The following is a 17,615-nucleotide window of genomic DNA, read 5'->3' as shown; positions in this document are numbered from 1 at the left end:
ACTCTACGCCGGGCAAGAGCACGTGGTAACCATATCTGTTCTTTAGAACAGTTTCAACGGCAAAGCAGCGACCCCAAGCCACCACACATTTTTATTGTCCGGTTTCCCCGCCCCGTGCGGTAATAGCTTTCCCGCCCGTTTTTTCCCCAACCATGAAGCATCTCCTGTTCACCCTCGCACTCCTCGGCTCGGTCGCATCTGCGTCCGCCCAGGAATACCTCGAAGTCGCCGCCAATCCGGTCGGCGCCGGCAAAGGCAAAAAGATCGTCCTTGTGGCCGGAGACGAAGAATACCGCACCGAGGAAAGCATGCCCATGCTGGCCAAAATCCTCGCCAAAACGCACGGCTTCAACTGCATCGTCCTCTTCTCCACAGATGAAAAAGGCGGCTATATCGACCCCAACAACCAGAAGAACATCCGCGGCACCGAGGTCATCGCCGACGCCGATCTCCTCATCATCGGCACCCGCTTCCGCCAGCTTCCAGACGAAAGCCTTGCCCACTTCGCCAAATTCCTCAATGCCGGCAAGCCCGTCATCGGCTTCCGCACCGCCACCCACGCCTTCACCGGCAATGCCAAAACCGGCGATTTCAAATGGAGCGAGTTCGGCCTGAAAATCCTCGGCGAGAAATGGGTCAGCCACCACGGCCAGCACAAAAAGGAAGGCACCCGCAGCGTCGTCGTGGAGGCCAACGGCCAGAACGAAATCCTGCGCGGCGTCGGCGAAATCTTCTGCACCACAGACGTCTATGGCGCGCCTGATGTGAAGCCCGAAAGCGACACCATCCTGCTGCGCGGTGCCGTCACCGAATCCCTCGACCCCAAGTCTAAAGCCGTCACCACCGCCAAGAACGACCCCATGCAGCCCATCGCCTGGCTGCACGACTACACCTCTCCCGATGGCAAGGCCAAAGGCCGCTCTTTCTGCACCACCATGGGTGCCTCCATGGACTACACGGACGAAAACCTCCGCCGCCTCATCGTCAATGCCGCCCACTCCCTGCTGAAGCTGCCAGTGCCAGCCAAGGCAGACGTCGCCTTCATCGATCCCTTCAAGCCCAGCGCCTACGGCTTCATCAAAGACTCCGCCTACTTCAAGCAGCGCAACCTGAAGCCCGGCGATTTCGCCACCGGCAGCAGCCCCTCCATGGGCACGCCGGATGACAACAAATCCAAACCGACCTCCGGCAAAAAAGCAGACGCCAAAAAACCCGAAGAAGTCAAAGCCCCGCACCAGCCCACCGCTGAACCCGCAGCCGCCACCTCCGCCCGCCCGCAGGTCGTCGCTCCCCCGAGCAAAGGCGAGCACATCGTCCTCATCGGCAACGGCCTTGCCGAGCGCGACACTTGGTACAGCCAGATCGAAACCGAGCTGCAGCTCCGCTACCCGGACCGCGAGCTTTTCTTCCGCAACATGGGCCACGTGGGAGACACCCCCGGCTTCCGTCCGCATCCCTCACGCGCCTCGCAGTGGGCTTTCCCCGGTGCCGAAAAATTCCACCCGGACAAGACCATCCACAACGGCCAGGGCTTCTTCTCCACGCCCGACCAGTGGCTCACCCATCTGAAAGCAGACACCATCGTCGCCTTCTTCGGCTACAATGAGTCCTTCGACGGCCCCAGCAAAGTCGGCAACTTCGAAGCCGAGCTCGACGCCTGGGTCGTCCACACCCTGAGCAAAGCCTACAATGGCAAAGCCGCTCCCCGCGTCGTCCTCGTCAGCCCCATCGCTTACGAAAACCAGAGCGCCAAACGCGACCTCCCCAAAGGCGATGTCGAAAACGCCAACCTCCTTCTCTATGCGGCCGCCATCGAAAAAGTCGCCAAGAAGCACGGCCTCACCTACATCGACCTCTTCACCCCCACGCAGGAGATCGAATCCACGAGTGGCGGCGAATTTTTCACCAGCGGCGGCTTCATCCCCACGGAGAAAGGTTACGCGGAGATCGGCAAGCTCCTAGCCACCGGCCTCTATGGCCACGCCAGCCATGAGTCCAAGGCCGACCCCAAGCTCGTACGCGAGGCCGTGAAGGAAAAGGACTGGTTCTGGAACACCGACTACAACATCCTCAATGGCGTCCACGCCCACGGCCGCCGCTACAATCCCTACGGCCCGCAGAACTACCCCGATGAAGTGCAGAAGTCCCGCGAGATGACCGCCCTGCGCGACAACCTCATCCACGCCGTGGCAACCGGCAAGACCACCGAGCTCAAGGTGGACGACAGCAAGACCCACGTCCTCCCTCCTGTGCCCACCAACTACGTGCCCAGCGTGAAGAACGGCAGCGAGAAGTACCTTTACGGAGAGGAAGCCGTGAAGTCCCTCACTGTCCCCGAAGGCTACAAAGTGGAGCTGTTTGCCTCGGAAAAAGAGTTCCCCAATCTCGCCAACCCCATGCAGATGTCCTTCGACAACAAGGGACGTCTCTGGGTGGCCACCATGCCCACCTACCCGCACTACCGCCCTGGTGATGCGATGCCGGACGACAAGATCCTCATCTACGAAGACACCAACAACGACGGCAAGGCCGACAAGGAAACCGTCTTTGCAGACAAGCTCCACCTCCCCATCGGTTTTGAATTCGCCACTGAAGGCGTCTATGTCACCCAGGAGCCCAATCTCGTGCTCCTGCGGGACACCAACGGTGACGACAAGGCTGACAGCATGGAGATCGTGCTCGGCGGCTTTGACACGCACGACACTCACCACGCCATCAGCGCCTTCACCGCAGACCCCAGCGGCGCATTCATGCTCTGCGAAGGCGTCTTCCTCCACTCCAATGTCGAGACCCCCTACGGCCCGGTGCGCTGTGTGGACGGCGGCTTCTTCCGCTACAGCCCGCAGCGCGGCATGCTGGAGCGCACCATCCAGATGAGCATCCCCAATCCCTGGGGCTTCGTCTTTGACCAGTGGGGCCAGGACTTCCTGCTTCACACCTCCGGCACCACCATGAACTGGGCCCTGCCTGTGGAGGTGAAGCCCTCCTTTGGCAGCAAGACCCCATCCGCTCCCGATCTCGTGCCGGACGGCCATAAAGTGCGCCCCACCAGCGGCCTCGAAATCGTCTCCTCCCGCCACTTCCCCGACGAGGTGCAGGGCGACCTCATTTACTGCAACGCCATCGGCTTCCTCGGCATCAAGCAGGTGAAAATCGAAGACAACGGCACCGGCTGGAAGACCGCGCACCGCCACGACCTCCTGACCAGCAAAGACGGCAATTTCCGCCCCGTTGATCTCGAATTCGCCCCCGATGGCTCCCTCTACGTCATCGACTGGCACAACGTGCTCATCGGCCACATGCAGCATAATGCACGCGATCCCCTGCGCGACCACGTGCATGGCCGCATCTACCGCATCACCTACCCTGGCCGCCCCTTGGTCAAGCCCGCCCAGGTCGCCGGAGCACCGCTCAAGACCCTCTTTGAAAACCTCAAGGAACCCGAACTGCGCACCCGCTACCGCACCCGCCGCGAGCTGCGCGCACACGACGCCAGGGAAGTCCTTCCCGCCGTCAAAGCCTGGGCCGCCGAACAGCAGGCCACCCACGCAAAACTCGAAGCCCTCTGGGTCACCTGGGGCCTGAACGAAGCCGATGAAGGCCTGCTGCGCGAGATGCTCGCCTCCCCCGACTTCCATGCCCGCGCCGCCGCCGTCCGCGTCCTGCGCTACAACACCCATCGCATCGCCGATCACGTCGCCCTCCTCGAAAAAGCCGCCGCCGATGAACACGGCCGCGTCCGCCTCGAAGCCGTCGTCGCCGCCTCCTGGCTGCCCAACATTCCTGCCGCGAAAAACATTGTCGCCATCGCCGCCAAACTGCCGCAGGACGACTGGAACAAAGCCGCCATCAAAACCGCCGCCGACCGCCTCGCCGGTGTGGCGGAAGTCGTCAAACCCGAGCACCCGGTCGTTCCAGCTCCGGGGTATCTCAGCGATGCAGCCAAGAAGCAGTTCAAGCTCGGCCAGGACATCTATTTCCGCGAAGGCCACTGCGTCACCTGCCATCAGCCCAATGGCGCCGGGCTCGATCCCGCCTTCCCCAGCATCGTCAACAGCCCCTGGGTCACCACCGACCGCGACCGCCTCATCAAGATCGCCATGTACGGTTTGATGGGCCCCATCAAAGTCGGCGGCAAAGAATACAACGGCCAGGTCCCCATGACTCCTTTTGGTGGCATGCTCAAGGACGACGAAATCGCCAGCGTCCTCACCTTCGTCCGTAACCACTTCGGCAACAAAGCCGACCCCATCACCCCCGAAGAAGTCAAAGCCGTCCGCTCCGCCAACCCCGGCCGCATGATGCTCTTCACCACCGACGAGCTCCTCAAGCTCCATCCGATGAAGTGAGGCGCATACAAGCACGCGCCAGCGTCGTGGAGTGCGGTGGCAGAGATGCAAGGCGCAAGCCCTTGCATCGCCGACACCGCTTTCGCAGCGGAATACCACACACAAACCCCACAAATCCCCCGCCGCCTGCCAAAAGCACAATCACCACTACGTGCTTGCCTCTCTCCCGGTCATTCCATAGCCTTCCGCTATGCACCCTGATACCGACCCCAAGCTCGCATGGCCTCATGCGCCGCTTCATCGGCTCGGTGCGCACGGCATCTACTTCATCACCGCGGGCACCTACCTGAAAGAGCACCACTTTCGCGGTCCAGAGCGCCTCTCCGTCCTTCACCGCGGCCTTCTCAAACTCTCCTCCAGCTTCGGCTGGCGCCTCGAAGCCTGGGCCGTCTTCTCCAATCACTATCACTTCGTCGCAGAATCACCGTCCACCGCGGAAAACCTGCCCGAAATGCTCGGATCACTACACGAGAAAACCGCCAAATGGGTCAACAAGCTCGACCGCAGGCCGGGCAGAAAAGTCTGGCACAACTACCGCGAAACCGTCCTCACTTACGAGCGCTCGTATTTCGCACGCTTGAACTACACCCATCAAAATGCCGTAAAGCACGGTGTCGTTTCCAAAGCCTCAGACTACCCCTGGAGCTCCGCTGCCTGGTTTGAACGCCACACCAGCAAGCCGTTGGTCGAGTCCATCTACCGCTTCAAAACACAACAAATCCAAGTTCCCGACGACTACGAAGTTGCCCCAGACTGGTAGGAACCGCGCCAGCGTCTTGGACTGCGGTGGCAGAGATGCAAGGCGCAAGCCCTTGCATCGACGACACCGCTTTCGCGGGGCGAAGAACGCGCTTCGTCCAAGCACTGCCGTCCGGCATGCGAAAAGCGGCGTCGCGCCTAGGCTTGCCGCACGCACTCCACGACGCTGCCGCGTTCCCTAAGCACTAGACCATCCGCCATCCTCAGGCTAAACGCTCGCCTCACCCACTCCCCCCATGCAACACACCCCAGACGACATCGATGTTTTCCAGATCGAGCGCAGCGTCTGGATCGCAGAAGCCAAAATCCAGTCTCCAAACTACGACTTCGCCTTCAGCCAGCTCATGGCCTGCTCACATTCACGCTACGGCCACGATGAAGTCACCGCTGTGGCACGCTTCGGTGCCGTCGTCGATTACGACGCCCTTTATCACGCCCTCCTCGATCGCGGCGTAAAGCTCGTTCACTCACCCGCGCAGCATCAGCTCTGCAGCGAGCTTCCCCGGTGGTATCCGCTGCTTGAAGGTCTCACCCCCGAAAGCTGGTGGTTCGACAAAGCACCCGACGCTGACACTGCCGGCAATCTCGCAGGCTGGCCTCTCTTCATCAAAGGCAGCCGCCAGACCAGCCGCCATCAGTTCAAGCTCTCCATCATTCACAATCCGGAAGAATACCGCGTTGCCGTCGAAGCATTCGCCCAAGACCGCATGCTGCACTGGCAGCAGATCGTCATACGTCGCTTTGAGCGCCTCCGCCCCATCCGGGCAGACATGGGCCAGCGCATTCCCGCCTCATTCGAATTCCGTTCGTTCTGGTGGCACGGGCACTTGGTCGGCGTCGGCCCCTACTTCGCCGAATTCGCCAAATACCAATGGACCGAGAGCGAGAAAACCGACGCCATGAAAATGGCCGCAGAAGCCGCCCGTCGCGCCTCCCTGCCATTCGTCGTCGTTGACATGGCCCAGTGCATCGACGGCCGCTGGATCGTCATTGAAATCAACGACGCCCAGGAATCCGGTTATGCCGGAGTTCCACGCCTCGCCCTATGGCAGCGAGTAGTCGAGCTTAGCACCTTGTCCACCTCTTCCATTCCTTGAGGCGCTTCGCTTTCCACAAGCTGCTCACGCTGATGGCGGAACCATCCCAGCCTGCGGCGAGGGATTTCGCGAACCAACGCCCCTCCAAAGCGCACCCCTCACCCCGCCCCAGCATCACTCCATCACGCCCGCCTCCTGGCTCACCGCCACAGGCCGCGAAGCTCGCCGTTCATGAATGCGCGTGAGCGTCCGGTTAAACTTGTTCATGTGCCACGAGTTCTCATTCCTACGGTCAAAGGCCGCAGCAATGCTCCTTCCCTCCGCCTCGAAACGTTCGGCGAGTTCAGCCAGCGCCAGCGGTTTGGCACCCCAGGCCGCCAGCCACTTCCCAGGCAGCGGCAGCTTGATCGCACGCTTGCGCTTCTCCGCCAGCGCCCGGCACACCGCCGTGGCTCCGATCAGGAAATCGTAATGGTTGTCTGGATTGCGGTTCTGCTCCAGCCAGGGCAGATGAGTTCTCAGCAGCCGCAGGGCTCGCTCGTCTTCACCGCTCGCAGTCAGGTAGGTCAGGTATCGGCCAACTGTGGCCACAAAGTTCACGTTGGTTCGCACCAGCTTGTAACCCTTCTTAAAATACGAGGCCGCTTCCGCCGAGTCTCCATTCAATTCCGCAGGCAGCGCCAGATTGGCATAGGTGGTGTGGGGCACCGAACCGCAGCTCATCCTGTTTGAAAAAACGACCCTGGCCCTCTCCTTCGCTTCCGCGTAGTTGTCGTGCGAAATCGCCTCCCAAACCTGCCCGCTCGCCTCGCAGGCAAGACAGTCGGCATGAACGTCCCGCTTCAAAGCCAGAAACTGCTCGCGAAGCACGGCGCTTTCCTCCAGCCGCCCCATCGACACCGCATTGCTCCAGCGCATGTAAATCGCGGTCCGTTTGTTCCCGCCGGCATTGAGCAGCTCGCGTTCGTATTCATCCTCCGCCTGCAGAATGCGGGCCCGCGGCACCTCGGGGTAGTTCGACATGTTCCCGGTCAGCCATTTCAAGCGCCAGATGTATTCGTAAAGATCAATGGCTTCCGGATGGTCTTTCTTCAGCCGCGCGAGCTGCGGCATCAGCGAGAAAAAATAGTCCGTCGCTCCGCTGAACAGGGCGGCTTTGAGAATTTCGCAAAGCGCTTCAAATCGCAGCGAAGCATCGCTTTCCTGGGACACCAGATTCCACAGCTCCCTCGCCGCTTCGACTTGCGCCGAGCCATGGGGCATGTTTTCCAGTTTGCTGATGAGGGAGCGGAGATCGGACATGGCGGTCAAGGCGTGGTCATTCCCATCTCGATGAGCTGCAGCAGCCCCTCGGAGAGAAGTCGGGTTTCTTTGGAGCTGATGGGATACTGCCCCAGGAGCAGCGCCTGGAAATACAGCACTTCAATGATCGTGTGCAGCCGCCTTTCGTCTTTCACCTGCGTCAGCCGCTGCACCAGCGGGTTGGCCGCGTTCAGATAACACACATGGTAGGCGTCCTGCGCGATGCGCCCGCTGATGTCATTGAGCAGCGAGCTGAAAAAATCATCCGCCACCTCCTTCGACTGCTCCAGTGTCCGCCTGGAGTGCGCCGCATCGTTTTGCACATAGAGCACCGGCAGCGTCGCCGGCTGAAACACCCGCGCCTCCACCCGGCACTGATGCGAACGCAGCGCCTCCCCTGCGGCATCCACAAGATGCTCGAAGACATGCGCCTTGCCCGCCGGAAGCTCCCCCAGCTGCTCGGTAAAGTCCATCGCGCTGATCGCTTCGATCCCCACTTCCGGAAACTCCGCCGCGAGTGCCGCCATGAGATCCGCGTCAAACACATAGCCCGCGTTGATCAGGCAGCGGTTCTCCGCCGCAGCCACCGGCGCCAGCTGACGGTACCGGTCCACCGAGACGCAATACTGCGGGCTGTCCAGACGGCTGATCTCCTCAAAGCTCATGCGCCCCTGCGACGTCTCAAACTGGAACCACGGAGCAATGAAGCGCAGCACCTCGTCATCCTCAAGAGCCAGGGTCTTCAAGGCCAGATGATGCGTCTGGATGATCCGGCCCAGCTTCCCATTGTCGCTGACGGCAAGACGGCGCAGGTAGGCCAGGATGCAGGCGCCGATCTCCTCCCGCGCGGCATCCAGCACCGGACTCTCCATCAGCGACTCCCGCGAAGCCGTGGGCTGCAGCCTGGTGGTGTTGGCCAGGATGTTCACAAACACCGCCCACTCAGGCGTGATGCCCGCCGTCTGATCAGAAAGCAGCATGCCTTTAAGATAAAGCCGGTGCTGGGGCTTCGCATGCAGGCTCCGTGGCTGTGCGGAGATGAACGCAAACCCCTCCAGCCCTCCCGCGGCCGAAGCCACCGGCACCATGTCGATGAACCCAGGGCCAAAATAGCGCTCGCCGGTCTCCCACACGGCCGCCTGGTTCATCAGCGGCAGCCCGCCATTGCTCCATGGCGTCGCCTTGCCGGAGATGCTCTCCGTTTTCCCGCCCGCGCGCAGCTCAATCGCCACCGGCAGATGCTCGCCGTAATAGGAAAGCCACTCTCTCAGCATGTGCGCCGTGCACAGCTTTGCCTGCGACTCCTTGATCTTCAAATACAGCCTCGTGCCTGCGGCATGCGGATGCTCCAGCACACGCACGCTGTAAGTCCCGTCGCCGCTCCCCCGCCACTCCACGGCAGGCGCATCTTCCCGCGCTGCGGAGCGTGTGATCAGCACAATCTCATCGCTCAGGACAAAACATGAAAGCAGGCCAATCCCAAACTGGCCGATGAACTTCTCCCTCGCACCATGCGTGCCCGCCCGTTTGGACGATCCGCCAATCGTGGCCAGAAACAGATGCACCTCGTCCTCCGTGAGCCCCACCCCGTTGTCCTCCACCACGAGGGTCGGTGAAGTCCTGTCCTCAATCAGTTCAAACGTCACCGCTCCAGCATGCCCCGGTTCCAATCCAGCCCTTGCAGTGATCGCATCCGCGCTGTTTTGCAGCAGCTCCCGAAACGCCACCGTCGGCGTGCTGTAAAGATGCTCTGACAGCACGCTGATGATGCCTGCGAGATCAACTTGAAATCTTTGTTGGGACGAGTGGGCCATGCATTTGCGTTATGCAGCAGGACTGTTCCATCGGACAAGTTTTTTCGCTTTTCCCGGTCCGGAAAATCCCCGCCATGTCATTCGGGCCGCGCCCGTTTCATTGCCGAATCCGACACATACTTTGCCGGTAGTTTGGGATAAACGGACACGTTTATCCACGCGCCCAACCATGAAACGCCTTCTCCTCCTTCCTCTCCTTTTCACCTTCCACGCCTCCGCGCAGGAGGGCTTCAAACCGCTTTTCAATGGCAAAGACCTCACCGGCTGGGACGGCAATCCCGAACTCTGGAGCGTTGAAGACGGCTGCATCACCGGCAAGACCACCGGACCTGAACAGCTCAGTTACAATCAGTTCCTCATCTGGCGCGGCGGCAAAGTGAAGAACTTTGAGCTCCACGCCAAAATCAAGCAAAGCGGGAACAACACCGGCATCCAGTACCGCAGCAAGGAGCTTCCGGAGAACGGCAGGTGGTCCATCGGCGGCTATCAGTGCGACATCCACCCAGCCACCCCAAACAACGCCATGGTGTATGAAGAGAAAGGACGTGGCATCATCGTGCAAAACGGCCAGGGCGTGGTGGTCGATCCCGAGGGCAAGCGCTGGCTGGTCTCCGAGCACGAACCAGTGAAAGTGGACATCGCCGAATGGCACGAATACACCGTCATTGCCACGGGAAACCACCTCATTCACAAAATCGACGGCAAGGTCACGATCGATCTGCTCGACTTTGAAGAATCCAAGCGAGCATTCGAAGGCCTCGTCGCTTTCCAAATTCATCGCGGACCTGCCATGAACGTCCAGATCAAGGACGTCATGCTCAAAGAACTGCCCGATGGCGGGGTGATCTCGTTTGAGAAATCCGCCATTCCCAGCGATGCGCAGATCATCGAGGCCAAGGCACCTGCCAAGGGCAAGGGCAAGGCCCCTGCGCCAGCTCCTGTTCCGGCAAAAGGTGATGCCAAAGGCAAGAATGCTGCCGCCAAGGCCAAGCCGAAGCGTGCGGATGCAGTCGGTCCTGCCATCGGCGCGAACGTGGCCACACCGGTGACGAACATCAAGACGCTGCCTGATTTCAAAGTGGAGCTGCTTTATTCTGTGCCCGGCGGTGAGCAGGGATCCTGGGTGAATCTTTGCGCGGACGACAAAGGCCGCATCTATGCCAGCGACCAGTATGGTGCGCTCTACCGCTTCAACCCGCCTGCTGCAGGCCAGCCGCTGAAGCCCGCCGATGTCCAGAAGGTCGCTGCGGAGATTCGCGGTGTGAACGGCATGCTCTTCGCGTTTGGTGCGCTTTACATCGGCGTGAACGATTACGAAAAGAAGATCCCCAGCGGTGTGTATCGCATCACTGACAGCAACAATGACGACATGCCCGACAAGGTGGAGATGCTGCGGGAGTTTGACGCTGGCAGCGACCACGGAGTGCACGCCATTTTGAAGACACCAGACGGCAAAGGCCTCTACCTTATCAGTGGAAACAATGCTGTGCTCAAGGAGGGCCCGAAGGCCGGCACGCTGGACACCTCTCCCGTAGCCAAGTTCTGGGGCGATGACCACCTGCTGCCGCGCATGCCGGACGGCCGGGGCCACAACCGCCACGTGATGGCTCCTGGCGGCATCGTCTACCGCTTCTCACCGGATGGAAAACAGTTCGAGATCTTTGCCTCGGGATTCCGCAACATCTACGACGGCGGTGTGAACCGCGAGGGCGAGCTGTTCGTGTATGACGCTGACATGGAGTATGACTTTAACACCTCATGGTACCGCCCCACACGCATCAACCACGTGGTCAGCGGCGGCGAATACGGCTGGCGCAATGGCGCGGGCAAGTACCCGGAGTTCTACTATGACAACCTGCCCGCCACGCTGAACATCGGCCCGGGCTCGCCCACTGGCTGCACCTTCGGCTACGGCGCGAAGTTCCCGGAGAAATACCAGGAGGCCTTCTATGCGCTGGACTGGAGCTGGGGAAAAATCTACGCCGTTCATCTCAAGCGCAGCGGCTCCACCTATACCGCCACCAAGGAAGAATTTGTGACCGGCGGTCCGCTTCCGGTGAGCGATGCGATCATCGGTCCAGATGGCGCGATGTATTTCACCATCGGTGGCCGCCGTGTGCAGAGCGGGCTGTATCGCGTAACGTATGCGGGGAAAGAAAGCGTGGAACAAACTTGGAAGCTCTCAGGGCGCAATTCGGTCCCAAAAACCGATACCGAGAAACTGTTCGACCTGCGCCATGAACTTGCCGCCTTCCACGGCAAGGCCGACCCGAAAGCCGTGGCCTTTGCCTGGCCGCATCTCAGCGACAAGGACCGCTACATCCGCGCTGCCGCACGCACCGTGCTGGAGCACAACCCCGTGTCTGAGTGGGAAACGAAAGCGCTGAACGAGAAGAACGTAACCGCGCAGCTTGAGGCCCTGCTGGCGCTCACGCGCGCCACAGGCGTGTGCCCCACGCACCGTGCCCCGGACCATGTGGTGAACACCGCGATGCGCGACAAACTCTGGGCCGCGATGCTGAAGCGTGACTTCACCAAGCTGAACAACGAGCAACGCATGGCCTACGTGCGCCTCACTGAGATCGTGCTGCATCGCTTTGGCAATCCGGACGACGCCACCGTGGCAGCGATCATCGCCAAGCTCGATCCTGCGTATCCGGCGGACAATTTTGAGCTCAACTGGCTGCTCACGGAAACACTGGGCTACCTGCAGGATCCGAAGGCTGCAGCGAAGGGCATGGCCCTGATCGCCGCTGCAGAGAGCCAGGAGCCACAGCTCGAGTACGCCCGCAGCCTGCGCTTTCTGAAGACTGGCTGGACCAAGGAACTGCGCACGCAGCAGCTGGAGTGGTTCCTGAAAGCCGCGAACTACAAGGGCGGCGCCAGCTTTGACAAATTCATCGAGTTCATCCGCAACGACACCCTGACCACCTTCACGCCCGAGGAAAACAAGGAGCTTGCCGAACTCATCGCGAAGAAGCCTGAGCGCAAATCCGCCATCGAAAATGTGGGTGCCATGTTCGTGGGCCGCACGCCCACGATGTGGACACTGGATGAACTCAGCGCCGCCGCCAAGACTGGCATGAAGGGCCGCAACTTTGAAAACGGCCGTAAGATGTTCACCGCCGCCGCCTGCTACACCTGCCATCGTTTTGGCAACGCCGGCGGAATGACCGGCCCCGACTTGACGGGTGCAGGCGGACGCTACAGCCCGCACGACCTGCTCGACAACATCCTCAACCCCAGCAAGGTCCTCAACGAGCAGTTTGTCCCCATCATCGTCACCAAGAACGACGGCTCCATCATGAGCGGCGTGGTGGTGAACCTCAGTGGCGACGGCGTCACCCTCAACACCGACCTCACCGACCCCAACCAGCGCGTGAACGTGGACCGCAAGGAGGTGAAGAGCATCGAACTCAGCACCGTTTCTCCCATGCCGCCCATGCTGCTCGCCATGCTCAAGAAGGACGAGATCCTCGATCTCCTAGCCTATGTTTTGAGTGGTGGCGACAAGGGGAATGCGATGTTTGGGAAGTGAAGTCGTATTCTGACTAATTCATACCGACCTGCTGCTAACCATGAAACGCCTCGCCCTGCTCCTGCTTGCCATTTGCCCCTCCCTGCTCGCCGCAGAAAAGCCCAACATCCTCGTCATCGTTGCGGATGATCTGGGCTATGCGGACATCGGTGTGCATGGGGGTAAGGCGGTGCCAACGCCGCACATTGATGCGCTGGCGGCCAGCGGAGTGCGCTGTACGAACGGATATGTGACAGCACCGTATTGCAGTCCTTCGCGCGCGGGGTTTCTCACGGGCAGATCGCAGACGCGCTTTGGCCATGAGTTCAACCCGCATGTGGGTGATGAAGCCAAGCTGGGGCTGCCGCTGGATCAGCGCACGATCGCCAATGTGCTGCATGACGAGGGCTATGCCACGGCGCTGATTGGCAAATGGCACCAGGGGTTTGATGCGGCACATCATCCGCAGTCGCGTGGGTTTGATGAGTTTTTTGGCTTCCTCGTCGGCGGGCACAACTACCTGCTGCACAAGGATGCCGAGCCGGAGTTTGGCTCCGCGCATTCGCACGACATGATCTACCGGGGCCGTGAGCTGCAACATCTGGATGGTTATGCGACGGATTTATTCACGGACGAGGCGCTTGGCTTTATAAACCGCAGCGGGACGAAGCCCTGGTTTCTATACCTGGCCTACAACGCTGTTCACACGCCGCTGGAGATCGCCGACAGGGTCAAGGACCGGATTCCGGCGGATGTCACGGACCCCAACCGCCGCGGCTACCTCTCGCTGATGCTGGCGCTGGACGACGACATCGGCCGTCTGACCGCCGAGCTGAAGGCGAAGCACCCGAACACGCTGGTGTTCTTTTTCAGTGACAACGGCGGCTCCGGCCGGAAGCCTTTCTTTGCCTACAACACGGGTGTAAACACGCCGCTGCGTGGCGACAAAGGCCAGACGCTGGAGGGCGGCATCCGCGTGCCGTTTTTTGTCAGCTGGGCAGGCAAGCTGCCCGCCGGCAAAACCTATGACCAGCCGGTAAGCACGATGGACATCCTTCCCACGGCCTGCGCCATCACGGGTGCCAGACAGCCCGACGGCGTTGAAGGCGTGAACCTTCTGCCACATCTCAAGGGAGAAGTCTCCGCTGCCCCGCACGACACGCTTGCCTGGCGCTTCGGCCCACAGAAGGCCATCCGTCAAGGAAACTGGAAGCTGGTGGATGTGCGCAACATGGAGGCCAAGACGCAGTCCGGCTGGCAGCTCTATGACCTGAGCACGGACGTCGGCGAGCAGCATGATCTCGCGGCGACTAAGCCCGAGATCGTGGCCAAACTCTCCAAGGCCTGGGACGAGTGGAACACCAAAAACCTGCCGCCGCAGTGGCATGGAAGTCCGAACGAAGACCCCACCGCACCAGCTGCCAAACCGGCGGCGAAGGGTGGCAAGGGTAAAAAGAAGTGAGCAGAACGCCCTTAGCACAGGCCGCAGGCATCATTCTACAAAGAGCAACCGTTGCGCAGAAAGCGCACCGAGTTCAGCGTTGCATGATCCGCTCCTTCTGTATTCGTCCTCTTCCACTATGCCCGCCTTTTCCGATCCCTTCCGCGAAGCCCGCAGCACATCCGGCGTGATGAAGTGCCCGTTTCATGGCGAAGACATCACCATGGTCCTGCGCCACGAGGATGTGCGCAAGGCGGCCAAAGACTGGCAGACCTTCAGCTCTGACGCACCCTTCCGCGTTCCGATTCCCTCGGAGGAGGCGGTGCGCACCATGCGCCAGCTCCCCATCGAGACGAATCCACCGGAGCACACCGACTACCGCGCCATCGTGGAGCCTTTCTTCCAGCGCTCCAAAGATCCTGCGATGATCGCGCAGGTGGAGGCGCTGATGGACGGCATGCTCACGCAGGCGCTGAGCCGTGAATCGATTGAGATCGTGAACGAGTTCGCGCTGCCCATCCAGTCACGCGCTTTGACTCACCTGCTCAATGTGCCTGCATCTGAAGGCGAAACGTGGATCGGTTGGGGCATTCATGTGTTTAAGGTCACCGGTGGTGAATTCAAAAAAGGCAATGTGCTGGAGGACTATCTGCATGCGCAGTTTGACCGCGCCGAGGCAAATCCAGGAGAAGATCTCTTCAGCGCCCTGACGCAGGCACAGTATCGTGGCCGCAAGCTCACGCGTGAGGAGATGATGGGCTTTGCCAATCTGGCCTTTGCTGGTGGGCGTGACACCATCATCCACACCATCTCCTGCGCGCTCGGTTATCTGGCGGAACATCCGGAGGCGCTGGAATTTCTGCGCGAAGATCCCAAACGCATCACGCTGGCAAGCGAGGAGTTTTTCCGCGTCTTCATGCCGCTCACGCACATTGGCCGTGTGTGCCCAGCGGATACCGATGTGAATGGCGTCACGGTGAAAGCCGGCGAGCGCATTTCCCTGGCCTGGGCCTCCGCCAACTTTGATGCCACAGCCTTCCCGCAACCCGAGGAGGTGCGGCTGGATCGCAAGCCGAATCCGCACCTCAGCTTTGGCTTTGGCACCCACCTCTGCCTAGGCGCACCGCACGCACGCCTCATCCTGCGCACTCTGCTGCGCCTGTGCTGTGAACGCGTGAAGCGCATCACGATTGTGAATGCGACAGAACGAGTGGAGCATGAGGCCAAGTTTGACCGCACGCTGGGGTATGACTCGCTGACGGTGAAGATCGAAGCGCTCTAGTTTCTCACCACCCGATCAAACGGGTGATCGCTGCGCGCAGGGCGGTTTCCAAAATCGCGGCCTCTGAGTGCGTCACCGGGATGGTGACTTTCTTCACGCTTTTCGATGCGGCCTCCTGGCGTGACATGCTCATGAAGTAGGGCGCCTTCTGCGGATCATCGCGGAGGGTCAGTTCGAAGGCGCTGTTGGCTTTTTCAGACTGGTGGAAGAGCTTGGCCTGCTGCTGGCGGCCCTGCAGGGTGGCCAGCACAGTGCCGAGATCGGAGAGACCCCACTTCATGGTGATCTTCTGCTCCCAGTCGAACTGCTTCTCCCCGCTCTGCGAAGCTGCATCCACAAAGACGGCGCCTTTGGCGCGGTTGAACTCGAAGCGGATCACACCGCCGGTGCCGCGGCCGTTGGGCTTGTAGATGGCGTATTCGGCGGACTGCTTGGTGGCGGTGGAGGCGCTCGGTTTCGACGTCATAATGGCCGGAGGCTAGAATGCAGCTGATGGGATGACAAGCCACGATGCTGAATCCGACACAGCATTTGCTGAGATGAGCTGACAGAACGGTTCGTTACACACTCACCACCAGTCATGTATCGTTTCGCAGCCCTCCTCCTTTTTTCCTTCACCAGCCTGTCCCTGCCATCCAGAGCAGAGCCGCTGCCGAATATCCTTTTCATCCTGACGGAGGATCAGGGGGCGCATATGGGAGCCTTGGGCACACCTGCCATCAAAACGCCGCACATGGATGCGCTGGCTGCCAGCGGGGTGCTGTTTCGCCGTGCGTATGTGGGCTATCCGGTCTGTTCAGCATCTAAGGCCTGCCTCATGACCGGCCTGCACACGCACACGAACGGTCTGATCAACAACACCAACAACTATCTCAAACCAGCCGGGAAACTGACAGAAGCGGAAAAGCAGTCGCCGCCGTACCTGCACACACGAATACGATCGCAGGGGGCGACGCTGGTGGAGGTGCTCGCCGCGAAGGGCTACCACACGGCGGTGAGCGGCAAGCTGCATCTGTCTCCAAACGAACGCTTTCCCTACAATGACTTCATTCCGAAGGCGGGCTCCAAAGAGGCGCTGAGCCGTGTGATCCAGCGCGCAGCAGGGAAGCCGTGGTTCCTGATGCATAACAGCACGACGTACACCCACCGGCCGTTCGTGGACAGCGAGAAGCAGCCCATCAGCATCGATCCAGCGAAGGTCAAACTGCCTGCGCATCTGCCGGACACCCCCGTGGCACGCCGTGACTGGGCCGAGTATCTTGACGGTGTGCAGCGCAATGACCGGGTGGTGGGCGAGGTGATGGCCGCGCTGCGGGAGTCGGGTCAGGAAGCCAGCACCCTTGTCATTTTCATGGGAGATCATGGTCCGGCCTACCCGCATGGCAAGATGACGCCGTTTCACCTTGGCCTGCACATTCCTCTGATCGTCCGTATCCCCGGAGGAAGGCCGCTCGTGAGTGACGCCCTGGTCAGCGAGCTCGACCTGCTGCCCACGCTGGTGGAGGTGCTAGGCGTTTCGTATGCGTCACCGCTTCACGGCATCAATCTCAAGCGGCTGCTGGACGGCAAAGCGGAAGCCAAGGGACATGACTTCATCTTCAGCGAGGTCTCCGGACGCTCTTTGAACAAGCAGCGTGGCATGGAGGAACGCAGTGTGATCGACGCCACACATCAGCTCATCGTCCGCAGCCATCTTGATGAACCCAAGGTCATCAATGCGGACCTCCGTGACATGAAGCCATGGATCAACCGCATTTATGGCGAGACGGTGCGCGCCAAGGCGCAGTTTCCCGAGGCCTTTCGCATCCTGCAGGAAATGGATCCGCAGGCTCTGGGTGGGAAGCCGCCACTGATCGAGCTCTACGATCTCCAAAGTGATCCCGACGAACTTCACAATCTGGCTGCCGACCCGGCGCAGCGCCCGCACCTCGAACGTCTCTTTGCCGCTTTGAAGCAATGGCACGCAGAAACCCAGGACAGCACGATGGTGCTGCCAGCCCTGCCCTGACGTTCATTTATCCAAGATTTGAACCCGGAAACAGAACACCGAAAAGCAGTCTTCATGCACACCAGCATTTGCTGAGATGTTGCCCCCGGTCCCGACGTTAAACGCC

General features: G+C 60.6%; 10 protein-coding genes. 7 read left to right on the top strand and 3 right to left on the bottom strand.

Annotated elements, in window-relative coordinates:
* The first annotated feature begins 152 nt into the window (after positions 1-152).
* The 3 genes from ACILSO_RS24745 to ACILSO_RS24735 all read left to right on the top strand — a co-directional run bounded on the left by ACILSO_RS24745 (position 153) and on the right by ACILSO_RS24735 (position 6,205).
* The gene (locus ACILSO_RS24745; protein WP_395740156.1) at positions 153-4,349 is read left to right on the top strand and encodes a PVC-type heme-binding CxxCH protein; all 4,197 of its coding nucleotides are present in this window, start codon (positions 153-155) and stop codon (positions 4,347-4,349) included.
* A 190-nt stretch (positions 4,350-4,539) separates the two neighbouring features.
* Positions 4,540-5,109: a transposase gene (locus tag ACILSO_RS24740; RefSeq protein WP_395740155.1), complete on the top strand. Its 570-nt coding sequence runs from the start codon at positions 4,540-4,542 to the stop codon at positions 5,107-5,109.
* Positions 5,110-5,344: 235 nt separating this feature from the next.
* Complete coding sequence (locus ACILSO_RS24735; protein ID WP_395740154.1) at positions 5,345-6,205, top strand: ATP-grasp domain-containing protein; 861 nt, start codon at positions 5,345-5,347, stop codon at positions 6,203-6,205.
* Between the two features lie 114 nt (positions 6,206-6,319).
* Here the strand turns inward: ACILSO_RS24735 and ACILSO_RS24730 are convergent, their stop codons facing one another.
* The gene (locus tag ACILSO_RS24730) at positions 6,320-7,447 is read right to left on the bottom strand and encodes a hypothetical protein (protein ID WP_395740153.1); all 1,128 of its coding nucleotides are present in this window, start codon (positions 7,445-7,447) and stop codon (positions 6,320-6,322) included.
* Positions 7,448-7,452: 5 nt separating this feature from the next.
* On the bottom strand, positions 7,453-9,261 hold the full coding sequence (locus ACILSO_RS24725) for an HSP90 family protein (protein ID WP_395740152.1): 1,809 nt from the start codon (positions 9,259-9,261) through the stop codon (positions 7,453-7,455).
* 169 nt (positions 9,262-9,430) lie between these two features.
* On the opposite strand from ACILSO_RS24725, the gene ACILSO_RS24720 reads away from it, so the two are divergent.
* The 3 genes from ACILSO_RS24720 to ACILSO_RS24710 all read left to right on the top strand — a co-directional run bounded on the left by ACILSO_RS24720 (position 9,431) and on the right by ACILSO_RS24710 (position 15,501).
* Positions 9,431-12,799 (top strand): family 16 glycoside hydrolase, encoded by a 3,369-nt coding sequence (locus tag ACILSO_RS24720; protein ID WP_395740151.1) that lies wholly within the window; start codon positions 9,431-9,433, stop codon positions 12,797-12,799.
* Positions 12,800-12,839: 40 nt separating this feature from the next.
* Positions 12,840-14,240 (top strand): sulfatase, encoded by a 1,401-nt coding sequence (locus tag ACILSO_RS24715; protein ID WP_395740150.1) that lies wholly within the window; start codon positions 12,840-12,842, stop codon positions 14,238-14,240.
* A gap of 118 nt (positions 14,241-14,358) precedes the next feature.
* The gene (locus ACILSO_RS24710; RefSeq protein ID WP_395740149.1) at positions 14,359-15,501 is read left to right on the top strand and encodes a cytochrome P450; all 1,143 of its coding nucleotides are present in this window, start codon (positions 14,359-14,361) and stop codon (positions 15,499-15,501) included.
* 4 nt (positions 15,502-15,505) lie between these two features.
* Here ACILSO_RS24710 and ACILSO_RS24705 read toward each other — a convergent pair whose 3' ends face one another.
* Positions 15,506-15,967 carry a hypothetical protein gene (locus tag ACILSO_RS24705; protein ID WP_395740148.1) on the bottom strand — a complete coding sequence of 154 codons (462 nt, stop codon included), beginning with the start codon at positions 15,965-15,967 and terminating at the stop codon, positions 15,506-15,508.
* A gap of 114 nt (positions 15,968-16,081) precedes the next feature.
* Here ACILSO_RS24705 and ACILSO_RS24700 point away from each other — a divergent pair, with 114 nt between their 5' ends.
* Positions 16,082-17,509, top strand: a complete 1,428-nt coding sequence (locus tag ACILSO_RS24700; protein WP_395740147.1) for a sulfatase — start codon at positions 16,082-16,084, stop codon at positions 17,507-17,509.
* Positions 17,510-17,615: the final 106 nt, after the last annotated feature.

Source organism: Prosthecobacter sp. (assembly GCF_044226605.1).
In the GTDB taxonomy this organism is placed as follows: domain Bacteria; phylum Verrucomicrobiota; class Verrucomicrobiia; order Verrucomicrobiales; family Verrucomicrobiaceae; genus Prosthecobacter.
This window is presented reverse-complemented; position numbering and strand designations above follow the sequence as displayed.

Bases quoted from the DNA above. Each gene is read 5' to 3' on its own strand.
- ACILSO_RS24745 (WP_395740156.1), top strand. From the start codon at position 153: ATGAAGCATCTCCTGTTCACCCTCGCACTCCTCGGCTCGGTCGCATCT.
- ACILSO_RS24740 (WP_395740155.1), top strand. From the start codon at position 4,540: ATGCACCCTGATACCGACCCCAAGCTCGCATGGCCTCATGCGCCGCTT.
- ACILSO_RS24735 (WP_395740154.1), top strand. From the start codon at position 5,345: ATGCAACACACCCCAGACGACATCGATGTTTTCCAGATCGAGCGCAGC.
- ACILSO_RS24730 (WP_395740153.1), bottom strand. From the start codon at position 7,447: ATGTCCGATCTCCGCTCCCTCATCAGCAAACTGGAAAACATGCCCCAT.
- ACILSO_RS24725 (WP_395740152.1), bottom strand. From the start codon at position 9,261: ATGGCCCACTCGTCCCAACAAAGATTTCAAGTTGATCTCGCAGGCATC.
- ACILSO_RS24720 (WP_395740151.1), top strand. From the start codon at position 9,431: ATGAAACGCCTTCTCCTCCTTCCTCTCCTTTTCACCTTCCACGCCTCC.
- ACILSO_RS24715 (WP_395740150.1), top strand. From the start codon at position 12,840: ATGAAACGCCTCGCCCTGCTCCTGCTTGCCATTTGCCCCTCCCTGCTC.
- ACILSO_RS24710 (WP_395740149.1), top strand. From the start codon at position 14,359: ATGCCCGCCTTTTCCGATCCCTTCCGCGAAGCCCGCAGCACATCCGGC.
- ACILSO_RS24705 (WP_395740148.1), bottom strand. From the start codon at position 15,967: ATGACGTCGAAACCGAGCGCCTCCACCGCCACCAAGCAGTCCGCCGAA.
- ACILSO_RS24700 (WP_395740147.1), top strand. From the start codon at position 16,082: ATGTATCGTTTCGCAGCCCTCCTCCTTTTTTCCTTCACCAGCCTGTCC.